This is a genomic window from Nocardia spumae, assembly GCF_020733635.1.
Classification (GTDB): domain Bacteria; phylum Actinomycetota; class Actinomycetes; order Mycobacteriales; family Mycobacteriaceae; genus Nocardia; species Nocardia spumae.
The window spans coordinates 1,742,673-1,755,968 of sequence record NZ_JAJFZL010000001.1; the positions used below are offsets into that span (position 1 = coordinate 1,742,673).

The following is a 13,296-nucleotide window of genomic DNA, read 5'->3' on the forward strand; positions in this document are numbered from 1 at the left end:
TCAAATATCGCGGGTGCGCAGATACCACCAACCGGCGGCGCCCGCGGCGATCGTCCAGATCACCAGCACCACCGCGGAGGCCGCGTTCGGCGGCAAGAAGGGACTGTCGGCGAAGGAACCGACCGCCACCGTGCCGATGGTCGCCGAGCCGGGCAGCAGCACCACCACGCCCGCGATCCCCGCGCCCTTGGCGACCAGCCAGATCAGCGGTTCCAGAATGAACAGCCAGCCCGCCGTCGCGACCACCGCCAGATTCGGCGACCGCAGCAGCAGGCCCAGGCTCGCCCCGATCACGCCCCAGCACACCGCGGCCAGCAGACCGCCGCCGAACACGCCGGTCAGTCGCCAGCCGAATTCCACCGATCCCCGCCCGAACAGGGCCAGCCCGAGTGCCGCGCCGATCTCGGCACAGGCCGCGACCACCAGCGAATACGCCCCGGCCACACCCGCTTTCGCGCCGAAGAGCACATCGCGGTCGGACGTGAACAGGGCCGTCGATTCGATTCCGCGGTAGCGATACTCGTCGCCCGCGCTGACCGCACCGCCGATCGCCCCGGCCGCCACCGCGACGGCGATGGCCAGATAGAGCCCGACCGTCGCGGTCCCGGTAGCCAGGGCCGCGTGCGGTTGCGGCCCGGAGCCGCGCAGCGCCGAGGCGGCCGCGACGACGAATCCGACGGCCGCCAGGATCGGCGGCAGCAGCCAGCCGGATCGCACCGCGGTGATCTTGCGGAGCTCGGCGGTCGCCGCTCGGCTCACCTCGGCCGGGATGGTGGGCATCGTCGGCAGCATCATCGCGTTCCGTACGTGGTCGCAGGGGTGGGGGACGGATAGGCCGGCGGCGGTGTCGATTTGGTGAGTACGGCCAGCACCCGATCCGGATGCACGGGTTCGGCGACCATCTCACCGAGCTGGACGCGGGCCAGCACCGCCGCGGCCTCGATCTCCGCGGGCGAGGCCTCGGCGATCGCCAAGCGGCCGTCACCGCGCATCACCGCGTCGGTGAACCCCTGCGAGGCCAGCGTGGTCGCCAGCGCGATCGGACTCGAGGCCGCGACCACCAGACGATCCGGATGGTTGCGGCGCAGCCGCCGCGGACTGCCCTGGTAGGCCACGGTGCCCGACGACAACACGATCACCTGATCGCACAGCGGCACCGCCGCGGCGAGACTACGCGAGGTCAGCAGGGTGGTACCACCGCGCCGGCCGTGGCCGCGCAGGTAGTCGAAAAGCCAGGTGCGCTCACCGGATTCGAGGCCGTCGAAGGGGTCGTCGAGCACCAGGACGCGCGGATCGGCCAATAACGCCTGCGCCAGGGCGAGCCGGGTCAGCGTGCCCTCGGGCACCTCGCGCACCCGGGTCGCGGCGGCCTCGGACAGGCCCAGCGCGGTGAGCACCGTTTCCACTCGCTCGTCGCCGACACCGGCCGCGGCGGCGTAGATCCGCAGTTGTGCCCGCAGCGAGCGGGCCGGATGCAGGCCCCGCGGTTGCAGGACGGCGCCGATTCCACCGGCACGCGACAGCGCGGCGACGCCGGAATCGGCCTGGAGCAGGCCGAGCAGAATCCGCACGGTCGTGGACTTTCCCGAGGCGGGTGGGCCGACCAGCGCCGCGGTGGTTCCGGGCGGAACGGAGAAGTCGACATCCCGCAGCGCGGCGATGCCCTCGAACTGCTTGTGCAGTCCGGTGACCGAGATCGCCGGTGACCGGGCCGCGCTCATCGCTGCTCGGCGGTGTCGTCGGTGGCCGAATCGGTCAGCGCCGGAAGCGGATCCGCGTCTATCACCGCGCCGCGGGCGGGGGAGGGCCAGTGCGAGGGGGCCGGACCGAAGGCCCGGTGCGCGTTGGCGATCACGCCCTTGCCCAGGCCACGGTTGCCGAATCCGCCGATCGCGGCGCCGATTCCGGCCGGCAGCACCTTCCCGAACATCAGCAGGCTGCGCTTGGTGATGAACTGGACGACGAACTTCTTCATCAGCGAGTCGTTCATCCGATTGATGCCCGGAATCCGGTCGGCCAGCAGGGTGCCCCAGTTCTTGGCCGAATGCCCGACGCTGCGCTGGACGATATCCATGCCGGTTTCGCCGAGCACCACCGCCAGCACCAGCGCCCGCCGCCGTTCCTTGTCCTCGGGGGCGATGCCGTGCACGGCGGCCACCGCCAGGGTCAGCACGGCCGACGCCTCGAGGAAGAAGGTGGTTTCCGCGCTCATCGCGGCGATCGAGGTGAGAGTGCCGACGCCCGGTACCGCGGCGGTCGCGCCCACGGCCGTGCCGCTGCCGGTCACGGTGGTGAGGTACAGCCTCTCCAGGCGGTCCAGGATCTGGGCCGGGCTCTCGTCGGGATGAGCCCGGCGGAATCGGTCGACATATTTCGCGACGGCCGGAGCCTGCAACTGTGCCCCGTTGTCCAGCAGGGACCGCACGGCCTTCTCCATGCCGCTGTCGAACATCGGTAACGCACCCCTCTCGTCCGGTCCGCACAAACTCTAGTGGTGTCTGTTCTGCCCGGCGACCGCGTATGCGGCCGTGGACGACGCGGCCGTCGAACGAGTAACGAACCGCGCCCGGATCCGGTTCCGCGTCCTCGCGTGCGACGCCTACCGTGGAGGGCGTGAGTGGTGTCTCCGCGGGAGCCCGCAGACCGCCGGCTCCGTCGTTGCGGGCGTTTCTCGGCCCCTACGACGGCTATCTGCTGCGCGGGTTCGAATCCGGCGTCCACGTGGGGATGCCGGGAACCTCGATCACGGTGATCCTCACCATCGACGAGCCGATCGACGTGCCGGTGTCGTCACATCCCGATCAGGCCGGTGCGCGCTGGGACACGCTGGCGGGCGGGCTCACCCTGCGGCCGACGCTCATCGCGCACGACGGCAACCAGTACGGCATCCAATTGGCCATGACGCCGCTGGGCGCGCGGGCGCTGTTCGGCATACCGGCCGGTGAGCTGGGGTCGTGGATCGTCGACCTGGCGGATCTGCTGGGGCCCGAGGCCCGGCGGCTGCGCGAGCGGATCGCCGCCGCTCCCGACTGGCCGGCCCGGTTCACGATTCTCGACGCGGTGTTCACCGCCCGGGCCGCGGGGACCGATCGGCCCCGGCTGGGTATGGACGCCAATCTCGGACAGGCCTGGCGGCTGCTGACCGATCCGGCGCGGCGGCTCGCGGTCGCCGGGGTCGCGCAGGAGATCGGCTGGAGCAGAAGATATCTCGCTGCCCGGTTCACAGCGGAGTTCGGCATCACCCCGAAGGATGCCGCGCGGCTGACCAGATTCGAGACCTCGCATCGCCTGCTCCGCCGGCCCGGGGCCGGTATCGCCGAGGTGGCCGCCGCGACCGGCTACTACGACCAGGCGCATATGGCTCGGGAGTGGCGTGAGCTGGCCGGTTCGTCCCCGTCGGCGTGGCGGGCGCGGGAAGTGTTCCCATTCGTCCAAGCCACCGGGTAGTCGATCGAGAGAGGCTGCAGGTATGACCGATACGACCAACACCACAGCGACAACCGCTCCCTTGTGGCCGAGCTTCACCTATCGCGACGCTCCGGCCGCTATCGACTTCCTGCGCCGCGCCTTCGGTTTCGTCGAGGCCGCTCGATACGGCACCGGCGACGTGATCGACCACGCCGAGCTGACCTGGCCCGGTGGCGGCGGCATCATGCTCGGTTCGGTCCGTGAGGGGACGAGCCTGAGCGAACTGCCCGCCGGGACCGGCTCGGTATACGTCGTCACCGGCGATCCCGACGGTCTCTACGAGCGAGCCCGCGCCGCCGGCGCGACCATCACCCGCGAACTGCGCGACGAGGACTACGGCTCGCGCGGATTCACCTGCCGCGATCCGGAGGGTGTGTACTGGAGCTTCGGCACCTACGCGGGCGCCGCCGGATGAGCAGCCGGCGGCCCGGGTGACCGCACTACGCCCAGTCTGCCGCCGGGACTCGTTCCGGCGGCAAGGGCGGTGGCGGCGGCGTGCCGTCGCCGAAGGGTCTGCCGCCCAGCGCTTCGCGCCCGTGCGGAGTCAGCCAGCCGGACAGCTCCGGCCCCTTGGGCACCACTCCGGTGGGGTTGATATCGCTGTGGACGATGTAGTAGTGCTGCTTGATCTGGGTGAAGTCGACGGTGTCACCGAACCCCGGCGTCTGGAAGAGATCGCGCGCGTACGCCCACAGCACGGGCTGTTCGCTGAGTTTGTCCCGGTTGCACTTGAAATGCCCGTGGTAGACCGGGTCGAATCGCACCAGCGTCGTGAACAGCCGCACATCGGCCTCGGTGATGGTGTCGCCGACCAGGTAGCGCTGTCGGCCGAGGCGCTCGGAGAGCCAGTCCAGCGCGGTGAACAGCCGATCGTAGGCGGCGTCGTAGCCCTCCTGACTACCGGCGAAGCCGCACCGGTACACCCCGTTGTTCACCTCGGTGTAGACCCGGCGATTCACCCGGTCGATCTCCGCGCGCAGCGGTTCGGGATACAGCTGCGGCGCGCCGGGGCGATGGAACGCCGTCCACTCCGTGGAAAAGTCCAGGGTCATCTGCGCGTAGTCGTTGGTGACGATCTGTCCGGTAGGAATGTCGACCATCGCCGGAACCGTGATGCCCCGGGGGTATTCCGGATCGCGCGCCAGGTAGGCGTCGCGCAGGAAGTGGATGCCCAGCACCGGGTCCATCTCGCCCGGGTCGAGGTCGAAGGTCCAGCTGCGCTGGTCGTGGGTGGGTCCGCACAGGCCCAGCGAGATCACCGGTTCCAAACCGAGTAACCGGCGCACGATCAACGTGCGGTTGGCCCACGGGCAGGCGCGGGCCGCGACCAGTCGATAGCGCTGGGGTTCGACGGGGTATCCGTCGCGGCCGTCGGCGGTGATCCGCGTGGTGATGTAGTTGGTATCGCGTTCGAACTCGCCCGGCTCGACATAGGTCGCGGAGTTCGGCCCGGCATTCTGGGTCGGCGAGGTGGTCACCGCACCAGTGTGGCAGACCGCCACGATGACCCGGGCCTGCCTGCGGGCGGGGTACCGAATCGACGGCGATCTGGATAGATTCGGCCGATGAGCGATTCGAAACCCACCCGGTTGGAGCGCACCGAGACCGAGGGCGGCGCGCAGCTGGCGATCGTCACCATCGACCATCCGCCGCTGAATCTGTTCGATTCGGCGCTGCTGGACTCGCTCGCCGGCGATCTCGCCGCGCTGGCCGCGACTCCGCCTCGGGCCTTGTTGCTGCGGGCCGAGGGCAAGGTCGTCTCCGGTGGCGTCGACGTGCACGAATTCGAGGGGCTGACCGTCGAGCAGGGCGCCGCGCTGTGGCAGCGGCTGTTCGATCGGATCATCCATCCCATCGAGGAGCTGCCGTGCCCGGTGGTGTTCGCCGCGCACGGGCTCACCCTCACCGCCGCCTTCGAGATCTCGCTGGCCTGCGATCTGCTGCTGGCCTCCCCGAAGGCCAAGTTCGGCCTGGTGGAGACGGTGGTCGGGTTGACGCCGTCGATGGGTGGCCCGCAGCGGCTGGCCGAGCGCGCCGGTTCGGGCCGGGCTCGTGAGCTGGTCATGACCGGTGATGTGTACGACGCGGCCACCCTGGCCGAATGGGGAGTGGTCAACGCGATCCACGAGGATGTGGACGCGGCGGCCCGGGCACTGGCCGCCCGCCTCGCCGATGGTCCGACTCGCGCGCACGCCGCGACCAAGCAGATCATCGCCGCATGGCGATCCGGCGGGGTCGCGCACGCGGATTCGGTGACCCCGAAGGTGTCCGGGGAACTGTTCGATACCGAGGATTTGCGGGGTGCGGTGCGCAGCTTCCTCGACGTGGGGCCCGGCAAGGCGAGCTACTCCGGGCGGTGATCACGCGGACATCTTTGTCGCCTAATCCCCCATGATTGTGATCTGCGTCATATAGTCACAAGTGCCTGTTGATCGAGGCATTTCGGAGGGACTTGATGGCGCAGCTTCTGATCGAATATCCGCAGTCGCGAAATCCGTGGTGCGGCAACCCTCTTGCTCGCGGGGCCGACGGCGTCCTGCGTTACGGCAACCTGAACCCGGCATTGACCGAACTACTCGATGTTCAGGTGCACGCCTTCGCGGCGCGTGAGGCGGTTGTCGAAATCGGCGGTCCACGGCTGACCTACCGGCAGCTGTGGCACGCCGCCTCCCGCATCGCGGGCGGGCTGCAGGAGCACGGAATCGGCTACGGCGATCGGGTTGCGGTGCGGATGCCGGTGGGCGCCCGCTGGGTGCAGGCCTTCCTCGGCGCGCTGCTGTCGGGTGCGGTGCCGGTGCTGGTGCACGACGGCCTGCCCGAGTCGGTCGCCGATCAGGTCCTCGCCGACAGCTGCGCGGATTTCGTCCTGGACGGCGGTGGCCCGGAGGCGGGGTACGCCGATCTGCCCGATGGGGCCGCCTTCATCGACGACGGCGCCTCCCTCGGCGAGCTCGCGTTGCTGTGCTACACCAGTGGTGGTGCGGCCCAGAGCGTTTCGGCCGAGGACGGCAGCGGTCCGCGCGGGGTCGAGTTGACCAACGAGAATCTGCTGTCGGCCGTGCGGTCGGTGGTCGGCGCCTTCGATCTGCCGACCGACGGGTTGCGCAATCTGGTCTTGCTGCCGCTGGCGCACGCCAGCGGTTGTGTCGACCAGCTGTTGCCGACCTTCGCGGTCGGCGGCACCGTCGTCCTGGCCCCGGATTCGGGCGCGATCGCGGAGGCGATCGTGGCCGAACGCATCGATATGGTCTCCGCGACGCCGCGGATCTTCGCCGGACTCCTTCCGGAACTGGCGGGTCTGCGTGCCGAGGGAGTGCGTCAGGTCTGCAGTGCCGGGCACCGCGCCGAACTTGCCGCCACCGAAGCGGGCACCGCCGATCTGGTGACCGCGGCGCTGCGCGAGGTCTTCCCGCTGGCCCGGCAGTGGTCGGTGTGGGGCGCCACCGAAACCAGCGGTATCGGGCTGGCATTGGTGGACGGCACCGCGACGCCCGCCGGTGATCTGCTCGGATTCCCGTTCGGCGGTACGGAATTGGCGCTGTGGGGTCCGAGGGCGAAGGGGGGCAGTGGGGAATTGCTGTGTCGCGGACCGAATGTCGCCCCGCGCTACTGGAACGACCCGCAGACCACCGAATCCCGTTTCACCGGCACCTGGTTCCACACCGGTAACCAGGTGAGCATCGATACCGACGGCCTGGTGCATCGCACCGAATAGTGCCGCGCCGCGGTCACTCCACCATGCGGTCGTGCAGTGCGGTCCGCAGTTCGGGGCTGAATCCGATGGCTGTCAGGTACCCGTCGAGATCCCCGTACAGCCGGTGCATGGACTCGGTACCGGCCGCGAGGTACTCCACGCTCACCCCGAGCAGTGCGGCCGGCAGCGTCGTGGTGCCGCCGGAGTTGCGGGCCACATCCGCGGCCAGCGCGTCGATGGCGGCGTTGCTGAGCAGGTAGTCGGTGAGGATCTCCTCCTCGGTGACGCCGACCGCGCGCAGCAGCGTGGCGATGGCCCAGCCGGTGCGGTCCTTACCGGCCGCGCAGTGCACCAGCACCGCGCCGTCACCGCGAATCAGCGAACGGGCCATCGCGGTCAGCGCGACTCCGGCCTCGGGCATCGAGGGGAAGGCGGTGTAGACATCGACCAGATCGAGGTGCCGGCTCTCCTCGGCCGCCTCTTCGTGCGGTGGCGCGGCGCCGATCGCCGAATCGAACGGGGTCAGCTCGAGCCGCACCCCCTCCGGGAGGATGTCGACACCCATACGGTCCGCTTCGGCCGGCCCGCGCAGATCGTGCACGGTGGCGACGCCCAGCCGACGCAGGGTGTCGTGGCCGGTGGTGTCCAGCCGGCACAGCTGCGCCGATCGGAGCAGGACGCCGGACCGGATCGTGGTCCCGCGCGCGGTGCGCAGTCCGCCGACGTCGCGGTAGTTGAAGGTGCCGGGAATGTGAAGATGATCGGGGCGCGCCGTGGTCACGAATCCAGATTATCGGCGCCCGATGCCCGGTGGCGAGGCGTTTGTTCGGGTGTGTGCTCGACCACATCGATATAACGATTCCGGCCGAGGGGCCGTAGAGTTCTGGGCGTTTGTGCCCGCGCGGCAGCCGCTTGACCGTGGCGGATCCGCCCAGAGCGCCCCGTCCGAGACTCGGTGAAGTGGTAACAAAACATTCTTTCAGTCTGGAATAACCACTCGAACATGGTCCTAATCCCCGAATAGCCTCTAGCATTGACGGATGTTGACGGGTCGTCCGAGGTCGTCCTCGGTAGAGGTCACCGCAGATCCGCAACCCGTGAGCGAGTCGCGCAGGCGAGGTGCGCGCGTTCTTTCGCCGAGGGAGTCGTCGTTGAGCGCTAGTGGAGAGATGATCGAGGTCCGGCCCCGGCCGACCGTGCAGGAGGCCATCGAGACGGCCAGTGCCGCGATCGATTGCACCGGCACGCGCGCGTTGCGAGTACTCCTGCATGCCGGGGTGAGTGCGCTGTGGCCTGCCATCAAGGCGGCGCCGGAGCGTCAGGTCCGGACCCTCGAGGCGACGATCGCCGCATTACGTCAGCGCTGGGAGGGGCGGGTCGATTGTGTCGCCGATCCGTCGGTCTCGGAGATGTTCCGCGATCTGGACGACGAGGTCACGGCCTATCTGCAGCTGTGCGCCGAGCGGTCGGGTACCCAGTGGATCGAGCCGGTGGAGGCGATCGCGGCCTATGTCGTCGCGGTCACGCACGGCACCGTCCTGCGGTGGCTGGCCGACTGTGACGACGAGACGACCCTGGTGGTCTTCGACGATCTGGTCTCGACCTTGACCACCAAGGCCGTCGAGCTCTGATCCGGTCGCGACCCCCGATCGGCCGGAACCAAGTTCTGGACGTTTGACCAGTTTCATGATTGGCTGATGTCGTGACAGATGCGTCGCCGATCGCCGACCTGCATGCCGCCACCGCGGACCTGGATCCGCCGCTGGCCGCACTGGACCTGACCGCCGTGCGCGCCAATGCCGCCGATCTGGTCCGTCGCGCTCGTGGAGTGCCCATCCGGGTGGCGAGTAAATCGGTGCGCTGCCGCGCCGTTCTCGAGGAGGTGCTCGGGTCGGGGCTCACGGCTCAGGGCGGATTCGCCGGCATCATGTCTTATTCGTTGCGTGAGGCCCTGTGGCTGGCCGGACTCGGTGCGCGCGACATCCTGCTCGGCTATCCCAGCGTCGATCGCGGCGCGCTGAACGAACTCGCGGCCGATGCCACACTGCTCGATTCGATCACCCTCATGGTCGACGATGTCGCGCAACTCGACCTGATCCGATCCGCGGTCGGCGCCACGGTGAGCCCGCGGGTCTGCCTGGATGTGGACGCCTCGCTGCGAATCGGCCCGCTGCACCTGGGGGTGCGGCGGTCGCCGATCCGCACGCCGGAGCAGGCCGAGCAACTCGCCCGCGTCGCCCGCGACCGCGGCTTCCGGGTGGTCGGCGTGATGACCTACGAGGCTCAGATCGCGGGCCTGCCCGACACCAATCCCGCGGTGCGCGTGGTCAAGCGGCTGTCGGCGAAGGAGATCGGCGCCCGCCGCGAACAGGTGCTCGACGCGGTGCGTTCGGTGGCCGGCGCCCTCGAGATCGTCAACAGCGGTGGCAGCGGTTCGATCGAGGTCAGCGTGTCCGCACCGGAGGTCACCGAGGTGACCGCGGGCTCGGGCCTGTACGTGCCGACGCTGTTCGACGGATACCGCGCCTTCACGCCGCGCCCGGCGCTGTACTTCGCGCTGCCGGTGCTGCGCCACCCGGCCGCCGGCATCGCCACGGTCTTCGCCGGGGGATACATCGCGTCCGGACCGGCGGGTGCGTCCCGTGTTCCGAAACCGGTGTGGCCCAAGGGCTTGCGGCTGATCGGCACCGAGGGCGCGGGCGAGGTGCAGACACCGTTCACCGGCGCCACGCGACTGGCGATCGGAGATCGGGTCTGGATGCGGCACGCGAAGGCCGGTGAGCTCTGCGAGCGTTTCGATCGGCTCCACGTCGTGGACGCCGACGGACGGCGCACCGCGGTGCCCACCTACCGGGGCGAGGGCCGCAACTTCGGCTGACGGCTCAGTCGCCGAGTAGTTCCAGATACGCCGCCAGATCGGGCAGCTGTCCGGGAGTTTCGGGCAGGTAGTCGGTGAGCAGCGGTGAGGCGACGACGATCGCCGACCACATCGCCCGCGACACCGCGGTCGTGAGCCAGTGCCGTGACAGCAGTTCGTCCATGCCGTGCGGTGCGTCCGCCGGCGCCGAGGTGGTCATCGAGATCAGGACGACCGCGGCCTCCCGGCCCCGGAACCGATCGGCGGTGCCGACGACCACATCCTCGATCCGGGCCCGCGACAACAGGGTTCGGATCCGTGCTACCTGCGCGTGGTAGGGCGTCACGACCAGGATGTCGTGCGGATGCAGCGGCCGGGTGAGGACGCCCTGGCGCCAGTCGCGGCCCAGCAGCGCGCGGACCTGCCGCACGATCTCGCGGGCCTCCTCGGCGGATTCGGTGCTGTTGCCGTGATGTTCGACCGGAACGGCCCGGACGCCGGGCGGCACTCCCTCGAGTTCGCGTGCGAGCGTGACGGTTTCGTTGGATCGCAGCCGATTGCCGTAGCGCAGCCGCGACACCGGCCCGCACAACCGCGGATGCATCCGCCACGTGCGTTCCAGGAAGTATCCGAAATCGGCGGGCAGCGTGGGAGCCTCACCCACGATGCGCCCGAGCGCCGACTCTTCCACCGGCTCCGGATGCAGCCCCTCCGCGGGCAGCGGCGCCGGATCGCCGAGCAGCAGCAGATTGCGCGCGGCCGCGCCCACCGCGATCGCCTGGGCCAGCGGGAAATATCCGGCGTCGGCGATCACCAGCAGATCCAGACTCGACGGCGCGACCTGGTCGGGGTCGATGAAATCGCCCGGCAGACCACCGATCACACATCCGTTGACGGCATTGTCGAGGAATCGGGGGTACCGATCGGCCGCGATACCCAGCCATTCGGGCGCCACCGTGTGCACATCCGATTTGGCGACCAGCTCCGGCAGCACGCCCACCCGGACCACGGCGTCCAGCAGGGATTCGGCGGCCGAATGCGATTGCGCCACAACGCCGACCCGCCATTTGTATCGGGTGACGAGTCGTTCGATCACGCGTGCGGTGGTATCGGTCTTGCCGGTACCCGAGGGCCCCTGGACCGCGAGATAGGAGCAGTCCAGATCGAGTACCGCCGCAGTGACGGCCGCCGCGTAATCGCCGAAGACCTGCGGCAGCGACGTGGTGGCGCGCAGCCGCGGCCGCCGCCGGCACAGCAGATCGAAGGTGGCCGTATGCGGCACCTGTGGCAGGCTGACCAGCAGCTCGTGGGCGACCGAGGTCAGTGTCAGTTCCAGATTCTCGTCCCGGCCCGGGGGATCGGGGACGATGGCGACCGGCAACTCGTCGAAGGGCGCGCAACCCGGCGGCAGTACCTCCTCCACCCGGACCACATCGTCGAAATTGTCGTCCAGGGCGCAGCCGAGCACGGTGGCGGCCGCGGTCGCGCGACGGCCCGGCGTAGCGGGCAGATCGGGGACGGGGCTGTCGTAGAGGGTGCGCACCGCGGTGCCCGGCGGCGGCGGACGGCCGGTGCCCAAGCGGCCGGTCAGCTTGAGATAACGCCGCATCGGCCGGTTGTCCGCATGCTGCCATTTGGTGTCCACGCTGGCCCAGTCGGCGACGAGAACGCCCGGGGTGTCGGCCCATTCGCCGATCGGACGATGCAGGCGATCCTCGTGCGCCCAGTGCAGCGGCTGGCGTTCCCGGCGGTGATAGCCGAGCACCGCGGCCATCATCGCGGCGGCTTGCTGTGCGGTGCTTCGGGTCTCGTCGTAGTCGTAGGCGAACTCGCGCAGCGCGGCCTCGACCGCGGCGGGCTGTTCGGCGAGGGTCCGGCGGGGGACCGGACACGGGCGCACATCGTGGCAGGCCGCGAGTTCGTGGAGTCGTTCGCGTAGGCGCAGTGTTGCCGCACAGGCGGATTCGAGATCAGTGCCGACCGTCGCCGCGTCGGGATCGAGCAGGTCGAGCACCTCGGGCAGGGCGTAGGACCGGGCGCCGATCAGCAGCGCCGAACGCACGATCGGGTACAGATCCAGGAGCGCGCCGAGCAGTTCGTCGGCGGTTTCCTCATCCGCGCCGCAGCGGGCGCACAGATCGGCCAGCAACGTGCGGATCGGTGAGCAGTAGTGGTAGATCCGTAGTTCGGGGTGGTGCTGCTGCCGGTCGGCGAGGAATTCCAGCAGTGCGACCGGATCGTGCGTGCTGAACGCGTGGAAGAGGAAGACGCCCTCGCCCCCGTCGGCGCCGCGCGCGGTGACCCCGACCCCGACCGTCGACCCGGAGACCGACACGAAGACGTCGCCGGTGTCGGGGCGGGCCAGCTCACCGAAGGCCGCCGCGTCGGTGACCGCGTAGGCCGATCGCCCGGTCCGCTCCCGGCGCAGCTGCAGTTCGGCCTGCCGTCGCAGCGCCGACAGGGTCTGCACTGCCACACCGGTCACCGAGGAGTCGGCCGAGGCGAGCCGGTCGACGGTGGTGATTCCCGCGTCCCGCAGCTGAGCCCGGACCGTGGGACGCATTCCGGCCACCAGCAGCAGATCCCGCCCGGCGACCAGTTCGGCGGTGCAGCGCGCACAGTGTCCGCAGGCCAGATAGCGGCGATCTCCCCACTGCACGGGCAGCAGTTCGTCCTGTTTGGCGGAGAGGATCGCGGACAGCCGGATCCGCCGGGCCGTGTGGACCGGCTCGGCGTAGGCCAGTTCGTGGATCCGCTCGGCACCCGATTCGTCACGCAGACGCACCAGCGGATCGACCGTGAACCCGTTGGCCCGCAACATCTGCGCACACGCTGCCAGCTCCATGAGGGCCGCCACCTCGGCGCGGTCGTGGTGGCCGTACAGGATGAGGGGCGCGTCCGGGTCGGTGCGGGCGATGACGGCGCATCCGGCGGCGAAGCCGTCGGCGAAGAAGGTGGCGCCGGCCAGCGCGCGGACACCGTCGCGCAGTGCGGCCACGGTCCGGTCGTGCGCGGCCGTCAGTTCGGCGGGAGTGTGCGCCGCCGGTGCGGCGATCTCGACCGCTTCGCCGAAGGTGGCGCGCAGATCCTCGAACGCTTCCCGCGCGACGTCCTGGGACCCGAGCCGGATGCCCGGCGCATCGGCGGAATCCGGCGAAAGAACAAGGCCCAGTTCGGTATCGAACGCGCGCAACAGCGCGAATTCGCAGCGCGCTGCCCTCACCAGGTCATCGGTGCTGCACACGACACGATCACCGAACAAAATCAATCGCGGCCC

The 13,296-nt window shown here is 69.8% G+C and carries 12 protein-coding genes; 6 read left to right on the plus strand and 6 right to left on the minus strand.

The features are described 5' to 3' along the window. Genes LKD76_RS07330 through LKD76_RS07340 form a run of 3 tightly spaced genes read right to left on the minus strand, consistent with a single transcriptional unit; the run spans nt 1 to nt 2,437 of the window. Nucleotides 1–780: an ABC transporter permease gene (locus tag LKD76_RS07330; RefSeq protein ID WP_227980267.1), complete on the minus strand. Its 780-nt coding sequence runs from the start codon at nt 778–780 to the stop codon at nt 1–3. A gap of 11 nt (nt 781–791) precedes the next feature. After that, nucleotides 792–1,721 carry an ATP-binding cassette domain-containing protein gene (locus LKD76_RS07335; protein ID WP_227980269.1) on the minus strand — a complete coding sequence of 310 codons (930 nt, stop codon included), beginning with the start codon at nt 1,719–1,721 and terminating at the stop codon, nt 792–794. Beyond that, on the minus strand, nt 1,718–2,437 hold the full coding sequence (locus LKD76_RS07340; RefSeq protein ID WP_227985135.1) for a hypothetical protein: 720 nt from the start codon (nt 2,435–2,437) through the stop codon (nt 1,718–1,720). The genes LKD76_RS07335 and LKD76_RS07340 overlap by 4 nt, the downstream gene beginning before the upstream one ends. Before the next feature lie 176 nt (nt 2,438–2,613). Here LKD76_RS07340 and LKD76_RS07345 point away from each other — a divergent pair, with 176 nt between their 5' ends. Both LKD76_RS07345 and LKD76_RS07350 read left to right on the plus strand, forming a co-directional pair. Continuing rightward, nucleotides 2,614–3,447: a helix-turn-helix domain-containing protein gene (locus LKD76_RS07345; RefSeq protein ID WP_227980274.1), complete on the plus strand. Its 834-nt coding sequence runs from the start codon at nt 2,614–2,616 to the stop codon at nt 3,445–3,447. A gap of 22 nt (nt 3,448–3,469) precedes the next feature. Beyond that, nucleotides 3,470–3,883, plus strand: coding sequence for a VOC family protein (locus tag LKD76_RS07350; RefSeq protein WP_227980276.1), 414 nt, complete (start codon nt 3,470–3,472; stop codon nt 3,881–3,883). A gap of 25 nt (nt 3,884–3,908) precedes the next feature. Here LKD76_RS07350 and LKD76_RS07355 read toward each other — a convergent pair whose 3' ends face one another. Next, nucleotides 3,909–4,946 (minus strand): glutathione S-transferase family protein, encoded by a 1,038-nt coding sequence (locus tag LKD76_RS07355; RefSeq protein WP_227980278.1) that lies wholly within the window; start codon nt 4,944–4,946, stop codon nt 3,909–3,911. An 87-nt stretch (nt 4,947–5,033) separates the two neighbouring features. Here LKD76_RS07355 and LKD76_RS07360 point away from each other — a divergent pair, with 87 nt between their 5' ends. After that, entirely contained in the window at nt 5,034–5,828 is a 795-nt protein-coding gene (locus tag LKD76_RS07360) for an enoyl-CoA hydratase/isomerase family protein (protein WP_227980280.1), read from the plus strand. A gap of 95 nt (nt 5,829–5,923) precedes the next feature. Further along, entirely contained in the window at nt 5,924–7,183 is a 1,260-nt protein-coding gene (locus LKD76_RS07365) for a class I adenylate-forming enzyme family protein (RefSeq protein ID WP_227980282.1), read from the plus strand. A 13-nt stretch (nt 7,184–7,196) separates the two neighbouring features. Here LKD76_RS07365 and LKD76_RS07370 read toward each other — a convergent pair whose 3' ends face one another. After that, complete coding sequence (locus LKD76_RS07370; RefSeq protein ID WP_227980284.1) at nt 7,197–7,943, minus strand: tyrosine-protein phosphatase; 747 nt, start codon at nt 7,941–7,943, stop codon at nt 7,197–7,199. A gap of 370 nt (nt 7,944–8,313) precedes the next feature. Here LKD76_RS07370 and LKD76_RS07375 point away from each other — a divergent pair, with 370 nt between their 5' ends. After that, nucleotides 8,314–8,793, plus strand: coding sequence for a TetR family transcriptional regulator (locus tag LKD76_RS07375; protein ID WP_227980285.1), 480 nt, complete (start codon nt 8,314–8,316; stop codon nt 8,791–8,793). 71 nt (nt 8,794–8,864) lie between these two features. Further along, nucleotides 8,865–10,040: an amino acid deaminase/aldolase gene (locus LKD76_RS07380; protein WP_227980287.1), complete on the plus strand. Its 1,176-nt coding sequence runs from the start codon at nt 8,865–8,867 to the stop codon at nt 10,038–10,040. Nucleotides 10,041–10,044: 4 nt separating this feature from the next. Here the strand turns inward: LKD76_RS07380 and LKD76_RS07385 are convergent, their stop codons facing one another. Then, the gene (locus tag LKD76_RS07385; protein WP_227980288.1) at nt 10,045–13,263 is read right to left on the minus strand and encodes an AAA domain-containing protein; all 3,219 of its coding nucleotides are present in this window, start codon (nt 13,261–13,263) and stop codon (nt 10,045–10,047) included. Between the last annotated feature and the right edge of the window lie 33 nt (nt 13,264–13,296).